The following is a 22,251-nucleotide window of genomic DNA, read 5'->3' as shown; positions in this document are numbered from 1 at the left end:
GGTCAGGTCGCGGGGCGCGCGGAGAGGTCGACGAGCGCGTGCAGCGCGCCCATCATGAGCGCGCGGTCCTCGCCGCTGAGGGGACGCTGGGCGGCGAGGAGTGCCTGCACGTAGAGGAGGTGGACTGTGCGCGCGAACGCGAGGTCGTCAGGGATGTCGAGGAGTGATCGCACGACGGAGTTCTGCCAGTTCAGGCACAGACGAACGCCTCCGGACGTGCTCTCGGGCGACGCCGGGCGGAGCTTCTCGGCCGTCGCGTCGATGCGGTCCATGACGCTTCCCCACAGGGGGCTGCCGACCGATCGGGCGCGTCCGCGGTCGATCGCGCGCAGCGCTTCGGCGCCCGCGAGGTAGACCGCCGGGATCTCGGCCGCGTCGAGCGAACGCACCGCAACGGTGCATCCTACGGCGGATAGGGCAGAGCTCGCGCGCTCCTCGAGCGCGAGGACGCGCGCGCGGTCGTCGAGCGGAGGCGGATCGAGTCGGTCGAGTTCTTCGGCCAGGTCGACGTGCTCGACCGTGACGCCGTCGAACACGAGCGGGAGCAGGCGCACCAGCTCGGCGTCGAAGAGGTACCCGCCGTTGACCAGCGGCTGGCGGGGATCGGCGATGCCGGCGATCTGGCGGTACTCGTCGACGGTCTCGACGTAGCGGAGGTGAGAGAAGCGGCCGATGAGGTCGCCGACCCGCATCCGGCCGTGCGTGGTTTCGACGCTCAGCCACCGGACGATGAACGTGGCGAGCTCGTCGTCGTGACGCACGAGCGACTTCAGCGCCACCTCGTGCACGCTGACGAACTGAGCGAGGCGGTGCGGTTCGGTCAAGCCGAGGTCGAGCACCCAGCGCCGGATCGCGGCGCCGAGTTCCTGACGGGTGTGCTCGAGGGCGTCGTCCTCGACCAGCGCCTCGCGGCTCGCGGTGGGGCTGAGCGCGGTGGAGTCGATCACGGCCCGGACGAAGAAGGCCCAGTCGGGAAGGATGTCGTCGGCGTTCTCGCTCAGCAGCATCCGGCCGAGGTAGACGCGGGTGGCCTGGCGGGCGCCGGGCGGGGGAGCGTAGGGGAGGACGTACGCGGTCCCGACGGTGTCGGTACCGGGGACGTGCAGGGGGATCGCATCGAAGGGCTCTTGGCCGAGCAGATCGCGCCCGTACGCCCAGCGTGCCGCTTCGTCGATGCCGGTCGTGGCGGCGCGGAACGGCGGGGTGCGGGTCGTCACCTGCTCGCCGCCGCCGGGGAGGTCGACGCGCACGGGGAGGGGGAGGAACTCGCCGAACGTCTCGGCCAACTCGACCGTCGCCGGTGTGCTGAGCAGATCGCGCTGGCCCGGACGGGGCCGCAGGTGCACGCTCGTGCCGATCGGGAGGTCGTCGGCGATCGTGCGCACCGTGAATGTGCCGTCGGCGTTGCCCTGCCATTCGACGGCGTCGCCGCCGCGCGCGCTGCGGGAGCGGATGACGATCGTCTCGGCGACCATGAAGCATGAGAGCAGTCCGATTCCGAACTGACCGAGGAAGTCGCTCCGGGGCAGGTCGAAGATGTCGCGCTTCGAACTGCGGCCGACGGTCGCGAGGAGGTCGGTGACCTCGGACTCGGTGAGGCCGATGCCGTCGTCGCGGACGATGAACTCGTCACTGCGCTCGCTGAGAGGCGTGATGCGGATGCCGTTCGACTCCCACGCGGTGGCGACGGGGGATGCCGCGGTGTGGAGTTCGGCGCGCGCGGTGATGGCGTCGCAGGCGTTCTGCATGAGCTCTCGCAGGAAGACGCGAGGACCCGAATAGATGTGCCGACTCAGGAGGTCGACGATGCCGCGAAGGTCGACCTGGAACTGCTGGGATCGTCCGGTATTCATCCGCCTGATTTCGTGTTCGGGTATGCGCCACCGATGGCGTCCTCGGCGCGACAGCCGAGCGTAACAGTTCCCGGTAAGGCGTCATTTATGACCTGATTTATGACTCGCGTCCAGAATCGCCGCGCCCGTCCCCGTACGGGCCCGGCCGGCCCCCTCGATCAGAAGGGTGGTGGCCCGGGTGGCGTTGTTCCGCCGGTTCGGTCGTCCGGTGGTGGGTCGGTCGTGTCGGTCGTGTCGGTGGTGAAGCAGACCGCTGGTGTGGGTACGTCTTCTCGGTAGACCCTGCCGAGGGGTGAGGTCCATTCCAGGACTCCGCCGCCGACCTGCCGCACTTCCCACCGGGTGAATTGCTTCATGGAGTGGTGTCTCTGGCAGAGGTGGGCGAGGTTGTGGATGTGGGTGTGGCCGCCGAGGGCGTAGTCGATGGTGTGGTCGAGTTCGCACCTGATCGCCGCCCGCCGGCATCCGGGGAACCGGCAGTGCTGATCCCGTGCGGTGAGGAGCTTCTTCATCGCCATGGTGGGTCGGTAGGTGTCGATCTCGACCGGGGTGCGGGTGACCGGGTCGATGAACAGCCGGTCCCACTCGGTGACCTGTCCCGCGAGCAGCCGCGCGGTCTCGGCATCGATCAGCGCACCGCCGACCGCCTCGGCGGGGTGCTCGTCACGGCCCACCAGGGTCTCCGCGGTGAGGGTGACCTGCACGCGCGCCCGGATCGCCCCGAGCCCGCCGGCCCGGTCGGCCCCGTAGGTCGGGTCGACCACCGGTGCTCCGCCGAGGACGAGGTCGCCGAGGATGTCGGCCCGCAGCTGATCCATCGTCCGCGTATCAGTGGGCTCCTCCGCCCCGGCGGCATCCATCTCGGTCGCGCCAGTCGCCCCGGTGGCATTCATGCCCGCCGAACTCCCCGCGGCATCCACCCCGTCTTCCGGACCAGTCGCGACCCGGGCGTCCTTCACCGACTGTCCCATCTGGGTGAGCCGGTCGAGCATCCCCACAGCGATGACGGTGGGGAGGTTGGCGACGAGGTTCGACATCCCGTCGGCCCCGTGGAAGACCCGCACGCACCGCTCCGCCGCCGCAGCCGTATGCCGCTCCGTGAACGATCGCGGGTGCACCCGCGCCGCCAAAACCTCGAGCGCACCCCGCACCCGGGACGGCACATCCCGCTCGCACACGCCGATCGCGGCATCCGCGAACGACCCTCGCACCTCATCGGGTACTCCCGTCCCAACCCGCACGATCACATCCACGTGTCCGCGTTCGATCCGCCGTTCCACCCACGCCTCGAACACGGCCGGGTAGTCGTCGATGACGGTCATCGCGTGGTCGATCTCGCCCTGCAACCGCCGATCCGTCAACCGCGCCATCCCCGCCGCCTCGGCCGCAACCGATCGCAACTCCATGTCGGAGGCCATGCCCCGCACCCCATCGCGCCGGGCCTCACGCAACGCCGACCGTCCCAGATCGGCCAACGCACGCATCCGCGCGACCTCGCCAGCATGAAAGAGATCGAGCGCGTCGGCGAACACCGAGAAGGCCTCGGCGTGCGGCGACGCGCTCGGAGCATTCGCGCCCCCAAGCCTGCGGTCGCCGTTCGTTTTCATGTTCCCATCTTCGCAGGCACCACCGACATCCGAATCGAACAGAACTTTCCCTGTGCGCAACCCGAGGCTCCCCTCGCGAGGGGAGGAGTCGGCGCGAAAACTGTGCCGACGTTCGCGACCCTGGCGGTCATGACGTACACTGAGAGGAGCAGTCGAAATCTGCATTCTTTCGCCATGCCCAAGCGTCAAGGACTCGACGGCAGCGGAGGAATGCGGGCGTAGACCCCGGGGTCCGCAGGATCTCTAGGGCGGTAGCTCAATTGGCAGAGCAGCGGTCTCCAAAACCGCAGGTTGCAGGTTCGATTCCTGTCCGCCCTGCGCGTCGGCGTCAGCCGGCACACGGAAGGTATCAGGTGGGTTCGATGGTCCAAGAGGGTGGCGAAGTCGTCGCCGCAGGTGGCGCGCCCCGCGAGAAGAAGCCGAACATCTTCGCGCGGATCATCATCTTCATCCGCCAGGTGTTCGCCGAACTCCGCAAGGTCGTCACCCCGACCCGCCAGGAGCTCGTGAAGTTCACGGCAGTGGTCCTCGGATTCGTCGTCGTCATGATGGCGCTCGTCTACGGCCTCGACGTCCTGTTCGTCTGGATCACGACCGTCGTCTTCGGCGTCCCGGGCTGATCGACGGGCCCCGCCCGCACGACCCGCGAATGCCTGCCGCGCAGGCATCCCGACAACCGATGGAAGAGAACGCAGTGTCAGAACGCATCCCCGACGACGTCGATTGGGCCACGGCCGCCGAGCAGTCCAGCGAGGACGACGAAGCCCAGGAGGGCAACGTGCTGGCCGACCAGGAGCGCGCCTCCGACGCCGCCGAGCACGCCGCTGTCCACGTGGTGGACGACGAGGCCGAGCAGGACGACACCGACCTCGACGGCGTCGAGATCGATGACCCCGAGGCCGACGCCGTCGTGAACGACGCGCTCGAGATCGACGAGGCCGCCGAGGCCGAGGCCGCTGCGGAGGTGCTGACCGACTCCCTCGAAGAGGAGATCGCCGAGCAGGCCGCCGAAGCCGCCGACGAGGTCGAGCCCTACGACGGCCCCGAGCCCGACGTCGACGTCTCCGAGGAGACCGTCGACTACCTCTCGGAGTTCGAGGCTGCCGCCGGCATCGAGATCTCCGTCGGCAACGACGACGAAGACCCGTACGAGGCGTTCCGCACCGAGCTGCGCATGCTGCCGGGCAAGTGGTACGTCATCCACTCCTACGCCGGGTTCGAGCGCAAGGTGAAGGCCAACATCGAGCAGCGCAAGTCGACGCTCGAGGTCGAAGAGGACATCTACCAGGTCGAGGTCCCGATGGAGGACGTCGTCGAGATCAAGAACGGCCAGCGCAAGATGGTCACGCGCGTCCGGATTCCCGGCTACGTGCTCGTCCGCATGGAGCTCACCGAAGACACCTGGTCGGTCGTTCGTCACACCCCCGGCGTCACGGGCTTCGTGGGCAACGCTCACAACCCCACGCCGCTGCGATTCGACGAGGCCTTCAACATGCTGAAGTCGCTCGTCGAGGTCAAGGAAGCCGCTCCCGCCAAGGCCGGTGCCGTCAAGGGGGCCGCGGCTCCCACGCGCAGCATCGTCACCGAGGTCGACTTCGAGATCGGCGAGACCATCACGATCAAGGAGGGCTCGTTCGCCGGCCTTCCCGGCTCGATCAGCGAGATCAAGCCCGAGAGCGGCAAGCTCACGGTGCTCGTGTCGCTCTTCGAGCGCGAGACGCCCGTCGAGCTCTCGTTCGACCAGGTCACCAAGCAGTAACGCGAACCCGCGTCGACGAAGCGCCCCTCCGCTACGGCGGCCGGGGCGCTTCGCCGCGTCGGGGGCGCTGTCCGCTGACACCTTCACGGTCGGGATGCGGTAGGCTTGGGGAGTTTGCGGGCGCTCACGCGCCTGCATGACACGACCGCCGCTCGGAAATGCCGGGCGTGCGGGAGAGGGATGCCGCCGGCATCCGCTCGATGAAAGGAAAACGAATGGCACCGAAGAAGAAGGTGACCGGCCTGATCAAGCTTCAGATCAACGCCGGAGCCGCCAACCCGGCGCCGCCGATCGGCCCCGCGCTCGGTCAGCATGGCGTCAACATCATGGAGTTCTGCAAGGCGTACAACGCCGCGACCGAGTCGCAGCGCGGCAACGTCATCCCCGTTGAGATCACCGTCTACGAGGACCGCAGCTTCACGTTCATCCTGAAGACCCCGCCCGCCGCGGAGCTCATCAAGAAGGCTGCCGGCGTCGCCAAGGGCTCCGCCACGCCTCACACGACCAAGGTCGCGAAGCTCACGAAGGACCAGGTCCGCGAGATCGCCGAGGCCAAGATGCCCGACCTGAACGCCAATGACATCGAGGCCGCCTCGCTGATCATCGCCGGCACCGCCCGCTCCATGGGCATCACGGTCGAGAGCTGAGGGGGAGAACACAATGGCTAAGTCCAAGGTTTACGAAGCAGCCGCGGCGAAGATCGACCGCGACAAGTTCTACAGCTCCACCGAGGCCGTCGCTCTGGCGAAGGACACCGGTTCGAAGAAGTTCGACTCGACCGTCGAGGTCGCGCTGAAGCTCGCTGTCGACCCGCGCAAGGCGGACCAGATGGTCCGCGGCACGGTCATCCTGCCCCACGGCACGGGTAAGACCGCCCGCGTCATCGTGTTCGCGACGGGCCCGGCCGCTGAGGCCGCCATCGCCGCAGGTGCAGACGAGGTCGGCGGCGCCGAGCTCATCGAGAAGGTCGCCGGCGGCTGGACCGCATTCGACTCGGCTGTCTCGACGCCCGAGCTCATGGGCCAGGTCGGCCGCCTGGGTAAGGTCCTCGGTCCCCGTGGCCTCATGCCCAACCCGAAGACCGGCACCGTGACCCCCAACCCGGCCAAGGCCGTCGAGGAGATCAAGGGCGGAAAGATCGAGTTCCGCGTCGACAAGCACGCCAACGTGCACTTCGTCGTCGGCAAGGCGTCGTTCACGGCCGAGCAGCTCGAAGAGAACTTCAACGCGGCGGTCGAGGAGATCGTCCGCCTGAAGCCCTCGAGCGCCAAGGGCCGTTACATCCAGAAGGGCGCCGTGTCGACCACGTTCGGCCCCGGCATCCCGCTGGACGTCAACGCGCTCGTCTGATCGCGATTCGCATGGACGGGGTCTCACCTTCGGGTGGGGCCCCGTTCGTCGTTCCGGACGTGCGCGGTTCGCGCTAGCGTCGGCTCATGCCGCATCCCCTCACCGATCTCCTCGGAATCGACCTGCCCATCGTACTGGGGCCGTTCGGGGGCCTGTCATCGGCGACGCTGACCGCTGCGGTGAGCGAGGGAGGCGGGCTCGGGTCGTATGGGCTGTACGGCTACGACGCCACCCGCATCCGTGAGACGGCCGCCTCGATCCGCGAGCGCACGTCCGGCCCCTTCGCCCTGAACCTCTGGTTGCCGCTCGGAGACGAGGTGACGCCGCACGACGTGGATGCCGCGCCGTCGCGCGACGCCCTCCGTCCCCTTTACGCTGCCGCGGGCGCGGCCGTGCCTTCTCTGCCCGAGCTTTTTCTCCCTCCGCTCGAGGAACAACTCGCGGCGGTATGGGAGGCGCGGCCGGCCGTGCTCAGCGTGGTCTTCGGCGTGCCCGGGCCGTCGGTCGTCACCGAGGCGCACCGGCTCGGCATCCGGGTGATGGGAACCGCCACGACGGTCGCCGAGGCACGGGCCCTCGAGGCCGGGGGAGTCGACGTCGTCGTCGCGAGCGGCGCGGAGGCCGCGGGACACCGGGTCTCGTTCCTCGCGGCACCGGAACACTCTCTCGTCGGCACCTTCGCTCTCGTGCCGCAGGTCGTCGATGCCGTGTCCGTGCCCGTGATCGCCGCGGGCGGTGTCAGCGACCGGCGCGGTGTGGCAGCCGCATTCGCCCTGGGCGCCTCGGGGGTGCAGGTGGGGACGGCGTTCCTGCGAACGCGGCAGTCCGCCGCTTCCACAGGGCACCGCGCCGCCATCGCGGGTGCGCACGACACCTCGACCGTGCTCACACGTGCGATGAGCGGGCGCCTCGCCCGCGGCATTCCGAATCGCGCGGTCCGTCACATCGAGTCCACCGGTGTGATCGCGCCCTTCCCGGCGCAGAACTGGCTCACGGGAGTGTTCCGTGCTGCCGCCGGCGGTGATCCCGAACTGTCGTCGCTGTGGGCGGGGCAGGCCGCCGGTCTCGCTCGGCGGGACGACGCGGCAGACGTGCTGCGCGAGCTCGCCGCGGGGCTGCCGGAGGCGTGAGGCTCGGATGCGGCGGTTCGGATTCGTCCGCATCGTTCAGTGGGTGTCGCGCACCTCGAACCCCGTCGAGCCGACGCGCTGGGCCTCGGTGACCTTCGCGGCGTCGACCCGGGCTCCGGGTGGTCCTTCCGCCATCCAGGCGAGGACCGCGTCGACCGCGTCATCCGTGCCCTCGAGAACGGCCTCGACGGACCCGTCGACGCGATTGCGCACCCAGCCCGCGACGCCGCGTCGGTCGGCTTCCAGCCGCAGGCTGTAGCGGTACCCGACGCCTTGGACGCGGCCTTCGACGATCACGTGGACGCTTCGCATCCCCTCATCCTGCCTCACGGCCAGACGAGGCTGACGGCGAGGAGGATCATGACGAGGGCGACGAACCCGTCGAGCACCCGCCATGCGCGCGGGGTGGCGAGCACTCGCCCGAGCAGCCGGGCCCCGAAAGCCAGGGCGAAGAACCAGGCCGCGCTCGCGGCGACCGCCCCGACGGCGAACCAGGAGCGGTTGTCGCCGTGCGTCGCGGCGATGCTGCCGAGGAGGAACACGGTGTCGAGGTAGACGTGCGGGTTGAGCCACGTCAGCGCGAGACACGTGAGCACGACCGTCGCGCGCCGAGCCGGGGGAGCGGCTGCCCCGCGATCGCCGGCGGCCTGAGCGTCGAGAGCCTGCCCGCTCGGGCGCCAGGCCCGGCGCGCGGCCATGAGGCCGTACGCGAGGAGGAAGGCCGCCCCGGCCCAGCGCACGACGGGAACCAGCCACGGCACGCTCTGTACGACCAGGCCGAGGCCGGTCACCCCTGCGATGATGAGCACGGCATCGGAGAGGGCGCAGATCGTCGCCACCAGCAGGGCGTGCTCGCGACGGATGCCCTGCCGAAGCACGAACAGGTTCTGCGCGCCGATGGCGACGATGAGCGACAGGCCGAGGCCGAAGCCGGAAAGGGAGGCGGAGAGCACGAGTCGAAGCTATGGTTCTGACCCAGTACAGTCCAGTTCATGGAACTTCAGTCAGTGAAGCATCGCTGAAGATGCGTGTGCCCGTCGACCTGGTCGAGACGCTCGCTGTGATCCTCGATGAAGGAAGCCTGGATGCCGCGGCGCGCCGCCTTCACATCACCCCGTCGGCGGTGAGTCAGCGGGTCCGAGCTCTCGAGCGAATCGCCGGACAGGTGCTGCTCGTGCGGTCGAAGCCGGCACGCGCGACCGAGGCGGCCCACCGCTTCGTGCGCTACGCGCGCCAGCTCGCTCTGCTCGAACGCGACGCCTTCGACGGCACCGACGAGGGCGTCATGACCGTCCCGCTCGCGGTGAACGCCGACTCACTGGCGACCTGGTTCCTGCCGCCGCTCGCGCGGGTCGCGTCCGCACGCGATGTCGTGTTCGACCTGCATCGCGACGACCAGGACTTCACGGCCGGTCTGCTCGAGAGCGGAACGGTGATGGGGGCCGTCACGTCACGTCGCGTGCCCGTAGCGGGATGCCGCGTGTCGGCCCTCGGCGTGCTGCGCTACGAGGCGGTCGCGACCCCCGCTTTCGCGAAGCGATGGTTCACGGCGGAGGCGGAAGGAGGACCTGACCGCGACGGGCTCGCGTCGGCGCCGGTCGTGGACTTCGACCGACGCGACGAGCTGCAGTCCCGGTGGCTCCGAAGCGCCGGTGTCGATGCCGACGCACCGCCTCGGCATCGCGTCCCGGCGTCGCAGGACTTCGCGACCGCCGTGCTGCTCGGACTGGGATGGGCGCTGCTGCCGACGCTGCAGTCGCACACGCACGTGGAAAGGGGCGAGCTGCTCAGGCTCGGCGGTGACGACATCGTCGTGCCGCTGTACTGGCAGCAGTGGAACCTCGCCTCACCGCTGCTCGACACGGTGGCCGACGAGGTCGTCGCCGAAGCCCGTCGCGTGCTCGAGCCCGCCGCCTGAGCCCGCCTCGCCGAGGGTCGGTTCGCCGAGGGTCGGTTCGCCGAGAGTGCACCCTCGTCGCGAGAGTGTCGCAATGTCGGTGCGTGGTCGGCGCAACGGTACGTTCTCGGCGGATGGCGAGGGGGCGGATGGCGAGGGGGCGGACTCAGCTCTCCGCGACGGTGAGAACGACCTTGCCGCGGGAGTGGCCGCGCTCGACTTCGACGTGGGCTGCGGCGACCTCGGCCAGATCGTGCACGCTGTCGACGAAGACCTGGACGGCGCCCGAGTCGAGCAGCCGGCCGAGGGTCGCCAGGACGCTGCCGTCGGGGATCACCTTGTATCCCGTCGCCCGGACGCCCGCCGCCGCAGCGGCCTCGGCGTACCCCGGCCATCCGCCGGTGGGGACCATCACGTACAGGCCCCCTGGGCGCAGAACCCCGAGCGAGCGGGAGCCGGTGTCGTCGTGCACGTTGCCCACGAGGTCGATGACGACGTCCATCTCGCCGACGACGTCTTCGAAACGCGTCGTGGCGTAGTCGATCGCGACCGAGGCGCCGAGCTCGCGCAGCCAGGGCAGGTTTCGCTCGGAGCCGGTGGCGGTCACCTGCGCGCCGAAGTAGGCGGCCAGCTGCACCGCGAAGTGGCCGACCCCACCCGACCCGGCGTGGATCAGCATCCGCTGCCCCTCGTGCGCATGCGCCGTCTCGACCACCAGGCCCCAGGCGGTGAGCGCGGCGAGGGGCACCCCCGCTGCCTCGACGTGCGAGAGGCTCGCGGGCTTGCGGGCAACCGAAAGCGAGGGGACGACGACGTACTCGGCGTAGCTGCCGCCGGATCGGGGGAACGGCAGCATGCCGAAGACCTCGGTGCCCGGCTGCAGCTCGTGGGTCTCATACGGACTCGTGACGACGACTCCGCTGAAGTCGAAGCCGAGGGTGCTCGGCCAGCGGTCGATGAGCCCCGCCACGCCGCGCCCCGCCCGCGTCTTGGTGTCGATCGGATTCACCCCGGCGGCGACGACCCGCACGAGCACTTCGCTGAGGGCGGGCGAGGGAACCGGAACCTCCCCGATGCGGAGGACCTCTGGCGCACCCGGTTCGTCGAACACGACCGCGCGCATCGTCTCGGGCGGCGTCTCGGCCGGCGTGGTCGGCTGGGAGGCGGTTGCTGTGCGCAGCGGCCGGAATCTCATCCGTCGCTCCTTCCTCACGCCGCCGACGTCGGCGGCGATGATGCTCGGTCGACTTCAGTCAATCGTGACATTGTCTCGACCGTGTTACGGAGCGGTCACCGAGGGGAGAAGCTCGCGTGTGCGCGCGAACGGGCGCGCGCACACATCGGCGCGGATCAGCCGGGAGCTTCGGATGCCGAGAGGGCGTGGAGCAGGCGGGTGAGCTCGCGGATGTCATCGACGTGCCACGACTCGAGCGCGGTCAGCAGCGAATTTTCGCGCGGTGCCCGGACGGCGTCGAGTCGGCGGATGCCGTCGGGGGTCGCAGAGAGCAGGCTCGACCGCCCGTCGGCGGGGTCGGGCGTGCGCTGAACGAGCTGGAGCTCTTCGAGTTCGCGGACCGTACGGCTGATCTGACCCTTGTCGGCGTGCAACGTGTCGGCGAGCGCGGAGAGGGTGATCTCACCCCGGCGGGTGATCGTCGTGAACACTTTGTAGGCGCCGGGCAGCATGCCGGGGCTCAACCGATCGGCGTTCTCGGCGAACAGACGCCGGACGTGCGTGAAGAGTTCGCCGAACTCGAGCTCGAGTGCTCGGACGGCGGCGGTGCGCTCGTCGTCGAAAACCGCCGCCCACGGACCGGGAGTCCCGGGGGCGGTGCACCCCCGGGACTCGTCGGACTCTCGTGCGGTCATCCCGATCACCCTATCGAGCCGAGCGGCGCGTCCCCGCGTCGGCCGGGGCGTCGGAGTCTGCGGCATCCGTGCGGACGGCGCCGGTCGCGGTGAGCGCGCTCATGCCCTCAGGGACCGACACCGTGGCGAAGTCGGCCTCGCCCGCCTGCAGGCGCTCGGTGGTGGTCATCGTGGTCAGCGGCTTGTTCGGCAGGAACACGATCGCGATGAGGCTCAGAACCGCGAAGGGCACGGCGATGAGGAACGAGTGCGAGATGCCGGTGGCGTAGATGTCTTCGAAGACGATCCGCAGCGCCTCGGGCATCGCCGAGACCTGGGGGAGCGTCCCCGACTGGAGCTGCGCGGCCCAGGTCGGAGCCTGGTCGCCGAGCGACATCAGCGCGGCCTGGATGTCGTCCCTCCGATCGCCGACGAGCGAGGTGACCTGCGAGGCCAGCGCCGCTCCCATGACGGAGACGCCGATCGTGCCGCCGAGGCTGCGGAAGAACGTCACCCCCGAGCTCGCGACGCCGATCTCGGTCGGACGCGAGGTGTTCTGCACGACGAGGACGAGGTTCTGCATCGTCATGCCGATGCCGGCTCCGAGCATCGCCATGTAGATCGAGACGAGCGTGAAGTCGGTGTCGTAGTGGATCGTGGAGAGCAGGCTGGCCCCGCCGATCAGCAGCACGGCGCCGACGATCAGGAACGGCTTCCAGCGCCCGGTGCGCGTGATCAGGGCGCCGACGCCGATCGACGCGACGAGGAGTCCGCCGATCATCGGGATCGTCATGAGGCCGGCCTCGGTGGGGGTCGCACCGCGAGCGAGCTGCATGTACTGGCTGAGGAACACCGAGGCGCCGAACATCGCGATGCCCGTCGCGATCGACGCGATCACCGAGAGGGTGAAGGTCAGGTTGCGGAAGAGCGTGAGCGGGACGAGGGGCTCGCGCACCTTGAGCTCGGTGATGACGAAGAGCACCGCGCCGATCACGGCGCCGCCGACCATCAGGAGGGTCTCGATGCTCATCCACTCGAACGAGTCGCCCGCGAGGGTCACCCAGATCAGCAGGAGCGAGACCGATGCCGACAGCAGCACGATGCCGAGGTAGTCGATGCGCGTCTCCTTACGCGCGTGCACCGGGATGTGGAGCGTGCGCTGCACGATCAGCAGGGCGGCGACGGCCACGGGCAGAGCGACGAAGAAGTTCCAGCGCCAGCCCCAGGCGTCGGTGATGACGCCGCCGAGCAGCGGGCCGCCGATGGTGGCGACGGCCATCACGGCGCCGAAGAGGCCCATGTAGCGACCACGTTCGCGGGGGCTGATGATGTCGGCCATCAGCACCTGGCTGAGGGCGGCGAGACCACCGGCGCCGATGCCCTGCACGGCCCGGAAGGCGATCAGCATCTCGGGGGTCTGCGAGAAGCCGGCCGCTGCGGTGGCCAGGACGAAGATGACGATCGCGAGCTGGTACAGCACCTTGCGGTTGGTGAGGTCGGCGAGCTTGCCCCAGATCGGGGTCGAGATCGCGGTCGTCAGAAGGGTCGCGGTGACGACCCAGGTGAACGCGGTCTGCGTGCCCTCGAGGTCGTGGATGATGACCGGCAGTGACGTGGAGACGACGGTCGAGGCCAGCATCGAGACGAACATGCCGAGCAAGAGCCCGGAGAGGGCTTCGAGCACGGCGCGGCGCGACATGCTCTTCCCCTCGGGTTGGTGGGTGGCTGCGGAAGCGGACATGGGTCCTCCTGGAAAGTCGGACGGACGCGGCTGCGCTGGCGCGGATCGTCGGCGGGACGGGTACTTCGGTAGCCGCGAAGCGGCATAACTGGTTGACCAAAGTCAACCGTTGAGATCGGTCAACTATATGTTCAATCGTTGAGTTACGTCAACTATTCCCGGAGGTGCTCCGCCGCGACGAGGATGGGGGGATGTTCAGTGTGGAGGCGCTTCCCGATGCGGGGATCGACGGGAGCGTGCGGGCCGATTGGCAGCGGCTCATCGACGCCGCGCTGCCCAGCGCCGGGCGGCATCCCTCGGAATCGAACCGCCCCCATGTGACCCTCGCGGTGCGGGACGGCCTGTCGACGGATGCCGCGAGCGAGCTCGCACGCCTCGGCAGCGTGCTGCCGCTGGAGTGCCGGCTCGGCGGCGCGGTGGTCTTCGCGGCGGGGGAGAGGTTCGTCCTGGCCCGGCCCCTCATCATGACCGCCGCGCTGCTGAGGTTCCACACCCGCATCGTCGATCTCATCGGACCGCCGCCGGCGCGCTACGCCGTCACGGCGACCGACCGATGGACACCGCACATCACCCTGGCGCGCCGGATGACGGGGGAGCAGGTCGGACGGGCGCTCGCCGTCGTCGGCGCGGCCGCTGTCGACGGTGAACTGACGGGTCTCCGCCTGTGGGATGCCGAGGCCAAGGTCGTCACACCACTGGGGTGATCGCCCCGCTCATGGCGAGTGAGCGGTCAGTCGCTGAGGGCGAGGGCCCGGAAGGGTTCACGCGGACGCGTCGCGACGATCCGGGGCGCTTCCGCTGCGCGCCGCTGCATCGTGCGGCGGTAGAGCTCGTCGATGAGGTCGGTCGCCAGGTTCACGAGCGATCGGATCTCGCGCTCGTCGCGGTCGACCCAGGCGCATCGCGGCTCGTCGTCGATAGGAACGAAGTCGTCGTGCTGCTCCCACACCACGAGGGTGCGCTCGGCGCCGAGGACGTGCTGCTGCCACCACACCTGACGCAGGTAGGTGCGGGGGATCGAGCGCCAGCTCTTATTCGTGGTCTTGATCTCGGCGAGGGTCACGCGACCGTCGGCGTCGACCATCACGCCGTCCGGAGTGGCGAGGTGACGCTTCTCGACCACGGCGTGGAAGAGTGCGGACGAGGGCTGGATGCCGTGCGTCGCGGCGACCCAGGCGGCGATCTCCGGCTCGCGGCGACGGCCATGGTCGGTGTACGCGTTGCCCGAGAACCCCGAGCCCATGAGCTTGGCATCGGCGGCGCGCGCGATCGCCTTCGGGCTCGTCAACGCCGCGACATCCGTGGCCGTGATGCCTCGCGAGCGAGCCCGGATCCACGCCACACGGTCGCGCGAGTCCGCGACGATGCGAGCGGCGAGTTCGGGTGACACGCCCTCGACCTTAACCCGGGTCGCCCTCACTCCCGGCCTTGCTCCCGGCGTGCCCCGCGCCGCGGCGCGCCGCGCGCGGAGCTCGAGTGCACGGCATCTCGCCCGGTGCACGGTCTCGGTGCAAGGCTGCCTCGTTCGCTCGGCGGCAAGCCGTGCACTCGGCGGCACTCCTCACGCTCGGGCGTGGATGCCGAAAGCCCGGAGGCGGGCGGCGAGAGCGGCAGGGGACGTGACGTGGCGGGCTTCCCAGCGAACCAGGCGGCGTCCGGTCGTGCCCCGGATCCAGTCTTCGCGGCGCTTCTCGTCGAGGGCGATCTGTTCAGCGGGGCGGCCAGCGCGAAGATCCGTGTCGAGATACTTGCCGGCTCCGTCGCACTCGCCCCACGCTTCGGCGTCGTCGAGGCCGAAGTCGACGCGGTACCAGCCCGAGCCGCGCGGACCGGCGATGGGCACCTGGATACGGATCGAGCGGAAGCCGAGCTGGTGCAACCGGAACCGGCTGACGCTCTCGAGTGTCGACTCCGCCCGGCCATCGGCGAAGCCGGTCACCCACCGGGCTCGCCGGATGCCTCGTGCCGCCCCCGCTCGGGCGATCCGAGCGGCCATCGCGTTCCGCCAGTCGTCGGGGTCACCTCCCGTGCGATCGAACCAGATGCGATCCGCTCGGTCGGCCATCACGAGCGCCGCTTCGGGAGTCATCGTGCGCGCGACGTCGAAGATCGTGCGGGCGAGGGAGGTGCAGCGGATGCCGTTCACCTCGACGATGTCATGCGCATCGAGAGGCGTGCAGTGGCGGAATGCATCGGGGCCGCTGGAGACCCGGGCGCCCGGGGCCGTCGTGAGGTGGACGCGGGCCGGTCGGACGCGATAGAGGTCGAGGCCGTGCAGGACCCCGGCGGACTCGTGTGACACGACGGCTTCGCCGCGCACGTCATGGGCCACCGAGATCACGTGGAGCAGATGCGCGTCTTCGGCGTAGAGCTCGTCGAACGCGGGGCGGTCGACGTACCAGCCGCGTCGCACGTGAACCCGGATGCCGTCGCGGACGGAACGGTCGATCGAGCGTTCGCTCTCGCCTGCCTCGAGCAGGTCGCGACGGCGGTGGAGCAATGCCCGCACCTCATCCGGTCCTCGTCGTCTGCGCATCCCGCCCATGCTCACCCCCCACCCCCCATCACCCCCATTCCCCCCACCCATGTGTGGACACCCCCACCCCACCCCCACATGTGCAGAACTCGCCGCCGGCGCCGAGCGAACGAGCTCGCGTCGAGTGCACGGGCACCCTGCGTAGCGGTGCCGTGCAGTGGGCGGGATGCCGTGCACTCGGCGCTGGGGGTGGGGGATTTGGGGGATGGGGGGATGGGGGGGTACGCTGGGCTCAAGCCAAAGACCGCTGGTCATCGCTGAGCGCGCAAGCGCACACGTGATCGAAGCTCTGCACTGCAGGGGCCCGCGCAGGTGACACTGAACTTCTCCTTCGGGAACCGAGCTCCGTGCCTCTGCGCCGGAGCTTTTGTCATGTCCGGGGCTGGTCGAGGCCGGCGCTCCGCCACCGCGGGGCGTCAGGCACACATCAAGGAGTGACCATGGTGCAGAAGGACGCATCGGTCGCCGAGCTCACGAAGTCATTCGAGGACTCGACTGCCGTTCTGCTGACCGAGTACCGCGGTCTGACGGTGGCCCAGCTCAAGCAGCTGCGCAACAGCATCCGTCAGGACGCGAACTACGCCGTGGTGAAGAACACGCTGACCAAGATCGCCGCGAACAACGCGGGGATCACGTCGCTCGACGAGGACCTCAAGGGTCCCTCGGCCGTGGCGTTCGTGCACGGCGACTTCGTCGCCACCGCCAAGGCTCTGCGTGACTTCGCCAAGGCCAACCCGCTCCTCGTCATCAAGGGCGGCATCTTCGAGGGCAACGCCCTCTCCGCCGACGAGGTCAACAAGTACGCCTCGCTCGAGAGCCGCGAGGTTCTGCTGGCCAAGGCCGCGGGCATGATGAAGGCGACGATGGGCAAGGCTGCTGCCACCATCGACGCGCTTCGCGAAAAGCTGGAGACCGCCGACGCCGCGTGAGCGACAGGCGAGCTCTTACACCAACCCCATCTATCTAGGAGATACATCATGGCGAAGCTTTCCACCGAGGAGCTGCTCGAGCAGTTCGCCGGCCTGACCCTCGTCGAGCTCAGCGAGTTCGTGAAGGCGTTCGAGGAGAAGTTCGACGTCACCGCTGCTGCCCCCGTCGCCGTCGCCGGCGCGGCTGGTGGCGCTGGTGCCGCTGAGGCCGAGGAGGAGAAGGACTCGTTCGACGTCATCCTCGAGGCTGCCGGCGACAAGAAGATCCAGGTCATCAAGACGGTCCGCGAGCTCACCTCGCTGGGCCTGGGCGAGGCCAAGGCTGTCGTCGACGGTGCTCCCAAGGCCGTCCTCGAGGGCGCGAACAAGGAGACCGCCGAGAAGGCGAAGGCCGCTCTCGAAGAGGCCGGCGCGACGGTCACCCTCAAGTAATTCCCCGCTCTCACTCGAGAGCAGCACGACGGCCCCGGATGCTGCATCCGGGGCCGTCGTCGTGCGTTCGGGTTCAGTCGCGGCGGGAGAGGGTCGAGTCGCGGACGGCGACCGAGCTGTGGCCGGGTGCGCCGGCCGTCGTCCCCCGCACCACCATGCGGGGTTTGATCCGCATGGTCACGGTGTCGGCCTCGGGGTCTTCGATGTGGCGCAGAAGCAGCTCGACGGCCGCCCGGCCCTGTTCGTGGGGGATCTGTCGCAGCGTCGTCAGCGCGAACATCTCGGCGTTGACGTGGTCGTCGATGCCGACGACGCTCAGCGCGGAGGGCACCAGGATGCCGAGCCGGCGGGCCGCGATGATCGCTCCGATCGCGACGTCGTCGCAGGCGGCGACGATGCCCGTCGGCCGGGATGCCGCGTCGCTCAGCAGGTCGACGGCGGCGGCGTATCCCGCCGGCATCGAGAGCTCCGCGGGCGCGCGGCAGATCTCCGCCGAGAGTCCGGCTCGGTGCATCTCGGACTCGTAGCCGGCGTAACGCTCGGACTCGACATGCGGCCAATGCGTGGCGTCGGTGCCGCCCAGGAACGCGATGCGGCGATGCCCGAGCTCGACGAGGTGCGCGGTCGCGAGGGCGGTGGCGTGGGCGTCGTCAAGGGTGACGAGGCTCGTATCGCCTTCAGTGCCGATGATGCTCACCACCGGTTTGCCGAGCGCCAGCAGTGCGTCGAGCTCGCTCTCGGCAGGTTCCAGGCCCACGGCGATGACTCCGTCGAAGCGCCGACGGGCCAGGAAGTCCTCGAACACCCGCCGCCGGGTCTCGGTTCCCGGCCGTGCGTCGTAGAGGGTGAGGTCGAGGCCGTGTTCGAGCAGCGCTGCCTGAATTCCTTCCAGGACCTCGCCGAAGAACCATCGGCTCACGTGGGGCATCACGACACCCACCGTCTGGGTGCGGCCCGTAGCGAGGCTCATGGCCGAGGAATGGGCGACGTACGACAGCTCCTGCGCTGCGGCGGTCACCCGCCGTCGGGTCTCGTCCGACACGTAACCGCGACCGGAGAGGGCCCGGCTCGCCGTCGCCTTGGACACCCCTGCTCGGGTCGCGACGTCGGCGATGGTGCTCATGGGACCTCCTCGTCCGTTCGGGGAGACCTGCCGGGGGACTCCCACCAGAGCGTAGCGGTTTCGGGCGCGAGCGGGAACCGGTTCCATGCCCAAGCTGTGTGAGCGCTCCCATGGCAAAGACCACTATCACAGACGATGGTTGCCATTCCGTGATATTCCGCTGGTTGTGTCGGACTCTGCGGAACAGTAGGTTGTCCTGGAATCGGTTCCCCAATGGATGCGGACAAGGCTCCTCTGGGCGGACGATGATCCCGATAGAGGAGAAGTACATGGCATTGTCACAGCGATACCGTCTTCTTGCCCCCGTCGCCCTGATGGGTGCGGCAGCACTGGTGCTGGCTGGGTGCGCTGAAGGCGGCACCGACGGCGGCGGCGAGAGCAGCGGCGACGCGAAGACGACCGTCCGGATCTCGGGCGGCATCACCGGTGGTGAGGCTGACGCGCTCAACGAATCGTTCGCGCAGTTCACCGAGGACACCGGCATCAAGGTGGAGTACACCGGCGACAAGTCGTTCGAGGGCAACATCGTCACCAAGGTGACCGGTGGCGACGCCCCCGACATCGCGATCGTCCCGCAGCCCGGCCTGCTGAAGACGCTCGTCGAGACCGGCAAGGTGCTGCCCGCAACCGAGGCCGTCGAGAGTGCGGTCGACGAGAACTGGTCGCCTGACTGGAAGCAGTACGGCACCTTCGACGACACGTTCTACGCCGCGCCGATGCTCGCGAACCTGAAGGGCTACGTCTGGTACTCGCCCAAGCAGTTCGCGGAGTGGGGTGTCGAGGTGCCCAAGACGTGGGACGAGATGATCGCCCTGACCGACAAGATCGTCCAGACGACCGGTGGTCCCGCATGGTGCGCCGGCTTCGCCTCCGACGCCGCCTCCGGCTGGCCGGGCACCGACTGGATCGAGGACCTGGTCCTCCGCCAGTCCGGCCCCGACGTCTACGACCAGTGGGTCGCCGGTGACGTGAAGTTCACCGACCCGCAGATCAAGTCGGCGTTCGACGCGGTGGGAGAGATCCTGCTCAACCCCGAGTACGTCAACGCGGGCTACGGCGACGTCAAGAGCATCAACTCGACCGCGTTCGGCGACGTCGCCGCGGCTGTCGCGAGCGGCGACTGCGCCCTCACGCACCAGGCCTCGTTCCTGTCGGCGAACTTCCTCGACGTGCAGACCGCCGACGGCGCAACCCCCGAGGTCGCCCCCGACGGTGACGTCTACGCGTTCCTGACCCCGGGTTACACCGAGGGCGAGCTCCAGGTCGAGGGCGGCGGCGAGTTCGTCGCGGCCTTCTCCGACGACGAGTCGACGCAGAAGGTGCTCGAGTTCATGGCATCGCCCGAGTTCGCCGACGCCCGCGTCAAGCTCGGCGGCGTGATCTCGGCGAACAAGAACGCCGACCCCTCCCTCGCCTCGAGCGAGTTCCTCCAGGAAGCGATGACGACCCTGCAGGACGAGACCACGGTCTTCCGCTTCGACGCATCCGACCTGATGCCGTCGACGGTGGGCTCGGGCTCGTTCTGGAAGGGCATGGTCGACTGGATCGACGGCAAGGACACCGAGACCGTCCTGTCCGACATCCAGGCCGGTTACGAGAACTGATCGTCGCCTGACGACCGATTGAGCCGAGCGGGGTCGGGCTGCACAAGCCCGGCCCCGCTCCTCCCGTCCGTACCGCCCGGGTACGCCGCTGTACTCAGAAGGGGATCCACATGTCGCAGACGACCGTCGACAGACCCGTCGACACCGAACCTCCCGTCACCACCCACGCCACAGATCCGAAGGGGAGGTCGATCACCCGGATCGTCGTCGCCGTCGGCTTCGCCCTGATCGTCGCCATCCTGCTGCTCCTGATCTTCACCGGATCGAGCGAGGAATCATCCCGCATCACGATCGGGTTCTCACTCAACAGCTTCTTCCTCTGGCTGGGCGCGATGAACCCGCTCATCCAGATCCCCGTCATCCTGGCCGTGTTCGGGCTGGTCGTGGGCATCATCCTGGTGCTCATCGAGTACGCACCGAGGCCGGGCCGCGGCTACTTCATCATGCGACTCGTCGCGTGCCTGGTCATCCCGGTGCTCGCGTTCCTGCTGCTGCGCCCGTACGCCAACGCGGTCCTGTACGTCGTCGCGATCGCGCTGCTCGTGGGTGCCCTGCTCTTCTTCGCCGACTTCCGTTCGCGTCAGGGCGCGGGCTACCTGTTCCAGCTCATCCTCTTCATGGCCCCCGCCAGCATCATGCTGGCTCTCGGGCTGATCTACCCGGCCATCGCCACGATCTTCAAGTCGTTCTATGACAAGTCGGGTGAGCAGTTCGTGGGACTGGAGAACTACTTCTGGGTGTTCACCAACCCGACGGGCACGGCCTCAGTCGTCAACACGATCCTCTGGGCGCTCCTCGCTCCCACGATCTCGGTCGCCATCGGCCTGGCGTACGCGGTGTTCATCGATCGCGCCCGCGGTGAGAAGGTCCTGAAGGTCCTGGTGTTCATGCCGGTCGCGATCTCGTTCGTCGGCGCCGGCATCATCTGGAAGTTCATGTACGACGCCCGTCAGGGGGAGCAGGTCGGTCTGCTCAACGCGATCGTCACGGCGTTCGGCGGCGATCCGATCCAGTGGCTCGCCATCAAGCCGGTGATCAACACGCTCATGCTGCTGGTGGTCTTCATCTGGACGCAGACCGGCTTCGCCATGGTGATCCTCTCGGCCGCGATCAAGGCCGTCCCGACCGAGCAGCTCGAAGCGGCGCAGCTGGACGGCACGAACGCCTGGCAGCGTTTCCGCAACGTCACCGTCCCCGGCATCCGGTCGTCGCTGATCGTCGTACTCACGACCATCACGATCGCGTCGTTGAAGGTGTACGACATCGTGGCCGTCATGACCGGCGGTCGCGACGAGACGACCGTGCTCGGCTTCGAGATGGTCAACCAGCAGCAGCGGTTCCAGAGCTACGGGCACTCGTCCGCGCTCGCCGTCGTGCTGTTCCTGTTCGTCCTGCCGCTGATCATCTACAACGCCCGATCGATGGCCAAGCAGAGGGAGATCCGCTGATGACCGTTGCAGCCCCGGCCGCGCCCGTCGACACCCGCACCAAGCGCCAGGTGGCGCGCGACACCCGTCGCAACGAGGCGATCGCCCACAAGAAGCTGACGTCGAAGGGCGCGACCATCGCGGCCGTCATCATCGCCATCTTCTGGACGATCCCGACCTTCGGCCTGTTCGTGACGTCGTTCCGACCCGGCGCGGACACGCAGTCCACCGGATGGTGGACGGTCTTCGCCAACCCGGAGTTCACCCTCGACAACTACGCCGAGGCACTGACCGCCGGAGGGACGTCGACGACGCTCGCCTCGGCGTTCATCAACTCGCTCGCGATCACCATCCCCGCGACGGTGTTCCCGATCGTGATGGCCTCCCTCGCCGCCTACGCGTTCGCGTGGATCGACTTCAAGGGCCGTAGCGCGCTCTTCGTCTTCGTGTTCGCGCTGCAGATCGTGCCCCTGCAGATGGCTCTCGTGCCGCTGCTCAGCCTCTTCTCGGAGGGGCTCACGATCAACGACGTGCCCATCTTCCCCGGCTTCGGCCTCAACGAGGTGCAGTACAGCTTCGCCCGCGTCTGGATCGCCCACGCCATCTTCGCGCTGCCGTTGGCGACGTTCATGCTGCACAACTTCATCGCCGAGATCCCGGGCGAGATCATCGAGGCCGCGCGGGTCGACGGTGCCGGCCACGGACAGGTCTTCTTCCGCATCATCGTTCCGCTGGCCGCTCCCGCGATCGCCTCGTTCGCGATCTTCCAGTTCCTGTGGGTGTGGAACGACCTGCTCGTCGCGACGATCTTCGCGTCGCCGGGTGCCCTGCCCATCACGCAGGCGCTGAACTCGCTGTCGGGCACGTGGGGCAACCGGTGGTTCCTGCAGTCGGCGGGAACCTTCATCTCGATCATCGTGCCGCTGATCGTGTTCTTCGCCCTGCAGCGCTTCTTCGTGCGCGGCCTGCTGGCCGGAGCCACGAAGGGCTGACTGAGAAGATCGGATGCCGCTGG

22 protein-coding genes and 1 tRNA gene are annotated in these 22,251 nt (G+C 68.8%); 13 read left to right on the top strand and 10 right to left on the bottom strand.

The window, feature by feature from the left end:
• Nucleotides 1-2 precede the first annotated feature (2 nt).
• Both DEU36_RS05390 and DEU36_RS05385 read right to left on the bottom strand, forming a co-directional pair.
• Nucleotides 3-1,853, bottom strand: a complete 1,851-nt coding sequence (locus DEU36_RS05390) for an HSP90 family protein (RefSeq protein WP_120263249.1) — start codon at nt 1,851-1,853, stop codon at nt 3-5.
• Between the two features lie 158 nt (nt 1,854-2,011).
• Nucleotides 2,012-3,460 carry an HNH endonuclease signature motif containing protein gene (locus DEU36_RS05385; RefSeq protein ID WP_120263248.1) on the bottom strand — a complete coding sequence of 483 codons (1,449 nt, stop codon included), beginning with the start codon at nt 3,458-3,460 and terminating at the stop codon, nt 2,012-2,014.
• Between the two features lie 245 nt (nt 3,461-3,705).
• On the opposite strand from DEU36_RS05385, the gene DEU36_RS05380 reads away from it, so the two are divergent.
• The 6 genes from DEU36_RS05380 to DEU36_RS05355 all read left to right on the top strand — a co-directional run bounded on the left by DEU36_RS05380 (nt 3,706) and on the right by DEU36_RS05355 (nt 7,699).
• Nucleotides 3,706-3,778, top strand: a tRNA-Trp gene (locus DEU36_RS05380).
• Between the two features lie 44 nt (nt 3,779-3,822).
• Nucleotides 3,823-4,080 (top strand): preprotein translocase subunit SecE, encoded by a 258-nt coding sequence (gene secE / locus DEU36_RS05375; protein ID WP_114588099.1) that lies wholly within the window; start codon nt 3,823-3,825, stop codon nt 4,078-4,080.
• 74 nt (nt 4,081-4,154) lie between these two features.
• Nucleotides 4,155-5,219: a transcription termination/antitermination protein NusG gene (gene nusG / locus DEU36_RS05370; protein ID WP_120264378.1), complete on the top strand. Its 1,065-nt coding sequence runs from the start codon at nt 4,155-4,157 to the stop codon at nt 5,217-5,219.
• Nucleotides 5,220-5,434: 215 nt separating this feature from the next.
• The gene (gene rplK, locus DEU36_RS05365; RefSeq protein WP_023952050.1) at nt 5,435-5,866 is read left to right on the top strand and encodes a 50S ribosomal protein L11; all 432 of its coding nucleotides are present in this window, start codon (nt 5,435-5,437) and stop codon (nt 5,864-5,866) included.
• A 13-nt stretch (nt 5,867-5,879) separates the two neighbouring features.
• On the top strand, nt 5,880-6,569 hold the full coding sequence (gene rplA, locus DEU36_RS05360; RefSeq protein WP_120263247.1) for a 50S ribosomal protein L1: 690 nt from the start codon (nt 5,880-5,882) through the stop codon (nt 6,567-6,569).
• Nucleotides 6,570-6,655: 86 nt separating this feature from the next.
• Nucleotides 6,656-7,699, top strand: coding sequence for a nitronate monooxygenase family protein (locus DEU36_RS05355; protein WP_120263246.1), 1,044 nt, complete (start codon nt 6,656-6,658; stop codon nt 7,697-7,699).
• 36 nt (nt 7,700-7,735) lie between these two features.
• On the opposite strand, the gene DEU36_RS05350 is transcribed toward DEU36_RS05355, so the two are convergent.
• Both DEU36_RS05350 and DEU36_RS05345 read right to left on the bottom strand, forming a co-directional pair.
• A complete protein-coding gene (locus tag DEU36_RS05350) occupies nt 7,736-8,011 on the bottom strand; it encodes an acylphosphatase (RefSeq protein ID WP_120263245.1) in 276 nt (91 codons plus the stop codon).
• Between the two features lie 14 nt (nt 8,012-8,025).
• On the bottom strand, nt 8,026-8,652 hold the full coding sequence (locus DEU36_RS05345) for a LysE/ArgO family amino acid transporter (RefSeq protein ID WP_120263244.1): 627 nt from the start codon (nt 8,650-8,652) through the stop codon (nt 8,026-8,028).
• A gap of 71 nt (nt 8,653-8,723) precedes the next feature.
• On the opposite strand from DEU36_RS05345, the gene DEU36_RS05340 reads away from it, so the two are divergent.
• Nucleotides 8,724-9,617 carry a LysR family transcriptional regulator ArgP gene (locus DEU36_RS05340; protein WP_120263243.1) on the top strand — a complete coding sequence of 298 codons (894 nt, stop codon included), beginning with the start codon at nt 8,724-8,726 and terminating at the stop codon, nt 9,615-9,617.
• Between the two features lie 145 nt (nt 9,618-9,762).
• On the opposite strand, the gene DEU36_RS05335 is transcribed toward DEU36_RS05340, so the two are convergent.
• The 3 genes from DEU36_RS05335 to DEU36_RS05325 form a co-directional block, all read right to left on the bottom strand.
• Entirely contained in the window at nt 9,763-10,791 is a 1,029-nt protein-coding gene (locus tag DEU36_RS05335) for an NADP-dependent oxidoreductase (protein WP_120263242.1), read from the bottom strand.
• A 155-nt stretch (nt 10,792-10,946) separates the two neighbouring features.
• Nucleotides 10,947-11,465 carry a MarR family winged helix-turn-helix transcriptional regulator gene (locus DEU36_RS05330; RefSeq protein ID WP_120264377.1) on the bottom strand — a complete coding sequence of 173 codons (519 nt, stop codon included), beginning with the start codon at nt 11,463-11,465 and terminating at the stop codon, nt 10,947-10,949.
• A gap of 10 nt (nt 11,466-11,475) precedes the next feature.
• Nucleotides 11,476-13,185, bottom strand: a complete 1,710-nt coding sequence (locus tag DEU36_RS05325) for an MDR family MFS transporter (RefSeq protein WP_259455226.1) — start codon at nt 13,183-13,185, stop codon at nt 11,476-11,478.
• A 191-nt stretch (nt 13,186-13,376) separates the two neighbouring features.
• Here DEU36_RS05325 and DEU36_RS05320 point away from each other — a divergent pair, with 191 nt between their 5' ends.
• Nucleotides 13,377-13,889, top strand: a complete 513-nt coding sequence (locus tag DEU36_RS05320) for a 2'-5' RNA ligase family protein (RefSeq protein ID WP_120263240.1) — start codon at nt 13,377-13,379, stop codon at nt 13,887-13,889.
• A gap of 26 nt (nt 13,890-13,915) precedes the next feature.
• Here the strand turns inward: DEU36_RS05320 and DEU36_RS05315 are convergent, their stop codons facing one another.
• On the bottom strand, nt 13,916-14,575 hold the full coding sequence (locus tag DEU36_RS05315) for a YqaJ viral recombinase family protein (protein WP_120263239.1): 660 nt from the start codon (nt 14,573-14,575) through the stop codon (nt 13,916-13,918).
• A gap of 171 nt (nt 14,576-14,746) precedes the next feature.
• Nucleotides 14,747-15,721 carry a hypothetical protein gene (locus DEU36_RS05310; protein WP_147374365.1) on the bottom strand — a complete coding sequence of 325 codons (975 nt, stop codon included), beginning with the start codon at nt 15,719-15,721 and terminating at the stop codon, nt 14,747-14,749.
• Between the two features lie 440 nt (nt 15,722-16,161).
• On the opposite strand from DEU36_RS05310, the gene rplJ reads away from it, so the two are divergent.
• Nucleotides 16,162-16,650 carry a 50S ribosomal protein L10 gene (gene rplJ / locus DEU36_RS05305; RefSeq protein ID WP_120263237.1) on the top strand — a complete coding sequence of 163 codons (489 nt, stop codon included), beginning with the start codon at nt 16,162-16,164 and terminating at the stop codon, nt 16,648-16,650.
• 48 nt (nt 16,651-16,698) lie between these two features.
• The gene (gene rplL, locus DEU36_RS05300) at nt 16,699-17,082 is read left to right on the top strand and encodes a 50S ribosomal protein L7/L12 (protein ID WP_023952029.1); all 384 of its coding nucleotides are present in this window, start codon (nt 16,699-16,701) and stop codon (nt 17,080-17,082) included.
• 73 nt (nt 17,083-17,155) lie between these two features.
• On the opposite strand, the gene DEU36_RS05295 is transcribed toward rplL, so the two are convergent.
• Nucleotides 17,156-18,205 carry a LacI family DNA-binding transcriptional regulator gene (locus DEU36_RS05295; protein ID WP_120263236.1) on the bottom strand — a complete coding sequence of 350 codons (1,050 nt, stop codon included), beginning with the start codon at nt 18,203-18,205 and terminating at the stop codon, nt 17,156-17,158.
• A gap of 269 nt (nt 18,206-18,474) precedes the next feature.
• Between DEU36_RS05295 and DEU36_RS05290 the strand changes: the two genes are divergently transcribed.
• The 3 genes from DEU36_RS05290 (at nt 18,475) to DEU36_RS05280 (ending at nt 22,228) form a co-directional block, all read left to right on the top strand.
• Nucleotides 18,475-19,809 (top strand): ABC transporter substrate-binding protein, encoded by a 1,335-nt coding sequence (locus DEU36_RS05290; protein ID WP_183045298.1) that lies wholly within the window; start codon nt 18,475-18,477, stop codon nt 19,807-19,809.
• Between the two features lie 110 nt (nt 19,810-19,919).
• Entirely contained in the window at nt 19,920-21,257 is a 1,338-nt protein-coding gene (locus tag DEU36_RS05285) for a carbohydrate ABC transporter permease (protein ID WP_120263234.1), read from the top strand.
• Nucleotides 21,257-22,228, top strand: a complete 972-nt coding sequence (locus DEU36_RS05280) for a carbohydrate ABC transporter permease (protein ID WP_120263233.1) — start codon at nt 21,257-21,259, stop codon at nt 22,226-22,228. The genes DEU36_RS05285 and DEU36_RS05280 overlap by 1 nt, the downstream gene beginning before the upstream one ends.
• Nucleotides 22,229-22,251 lie beyond the last annotated feature (23 nt).

The sequence above is a fragment of the Microbacterium sp. AG238 genome (genome assembly GCF_003610405.1).
Classification (GTDB): domain Bacteria; phylum Actinomycetota; class Actinomycetes; order Actinomycetales; family Microbacteriaceae; genus Microbacterium.
Note: the sequence above shows the minus strand (reverse complement) of the source record. Positions and strands in the feature narration are given on the sequence as shown.

Coding starts and splice junctions, on each gene's coding strand:
- DEU36_RS05390 (WP_120263249.1), bottom strand. CDS start 1,853: ATGAATACCGGACGATCCCAGCAGTTCCAGGTCGACCTTCGCGGCATC.
- DEU36_RS05385 (WP_120263248.1), bottom strand. CDS start 3,460: ATGAAAACGAACGGCGACCGCAGGCTTGGGGGCGCGAATGCTCCGAGC.
- secE (WP_114588099.1), top strand. CDS start 3,823: ATGGTCCAAGAGGGTGGCGAAGTCGTCGCCGCAGGTGGCGCGCCCCGC.
- rplK (WP_023952050.1), top strand. CDS start 5,435: ATGGCACCGAAGAAGAAGGTGACCGGCCTGATCAAGCTTCAGATCAAC.
- rplA (WP_120263247.1), top strand. CDS start 5,880: ATGGCTAAGTCCAAGGTTTACGAAGCAGCCGCGGCGAAGATCGACCGC.
- DEU36_RS05355 (WP_120263246.1), top strand. CDS start 6,656: ATGCCGCATCCCCTCACCGATCTCCTCGGAATCGACCTGCCCATCGTA.
- DEU36_RS05350 (WP_120263245.1), bottom strand. CDS start 8,011: ATGCGAAGCGTCCACGTGATCGTCGAAGGCCGCGTCCAAGGCGTCGGG.
- DEU36_RS05340 (WP_120263243.1), top strand. CDS start 8,724: ATGCGTGTGCCCGTCGACCTGGTCGAGACGCTCGCTGTGATCCTCGAT.
- DEU36_RS05335 (WP_120263242.1), bottom strand. CDS start 10,791: ATGAGATTCCGGCCGCTGCGCACAGCAACCGCCTCCCAGCCGACCACG.
- DEU36_RS05330 (WP_120264377.1), bottom strand. CDS start 11,465: ATGACCGCACGAGAGTCCGACGAGTCCCGGGGGTGCACCGCCCCCGGG.
- DEU36_RS05325 (WP_259455226.1), bottom strand. CDS start 13,185: ATGTCCGCTTCCGCAGCCACCCACCAACCCGAGGGGAAGAGCATGTCG.
- DEU36_RS05320 (WP_120263240.1), top strand. CDS start 13,377: ATGTTCAGTGTGGAGGCGCTTCCCGATGCGGGGATCGACGGGAGCGTG.
- DEU36_RS05310 (WP_147374365.1), bottom strand. CDS start 15,721: ATGCGCAGACGACGAGGACCGGATGAGGTGCGGGCATTGCTCCACCGC.
- rplJ (WP_120263237.1), top strand. CDS start 16,162: ATGGTGCAGAAGGACGCATCGGTCGCCGAGCTCACGAAGTCATTCGAG.
- rplL (WP_023952029.1), top strand. CDS start 16,699: ATGGCGAAGCTTTCCACCGAGGAGCTGCTCGAGCAGTTCGCCGGCCTG.
- DEU36_RS05295 (WP_120263236.1), bottom strand. CDS start 18,205: ATGAGCACCATCGCCGACGTCGCGACCCGAGCAGGGGTGTCCAAGGCG.
- DEU36_RS05290 (WP_183045298.1), top strand. CDS start 18,475: ATGGCATTGTCACAGCGATACCGTCTTCTTGCCCCCGTCGCCCTGATG.
- DEU36_RS05285 (WP_120263234.1), top strand. CDS start 19,920: ATGTCGCAGACGACCGTCGACAGACCCGTCGACACCGAACCTCCCGTC.
- DEU36_RS05280 (WP_120263233.1), top strand. CDS start 21,257: ATGACCGTTGCAGCCCCGGCCGCGCCCGTCGACACCCGCACCAAGCGC.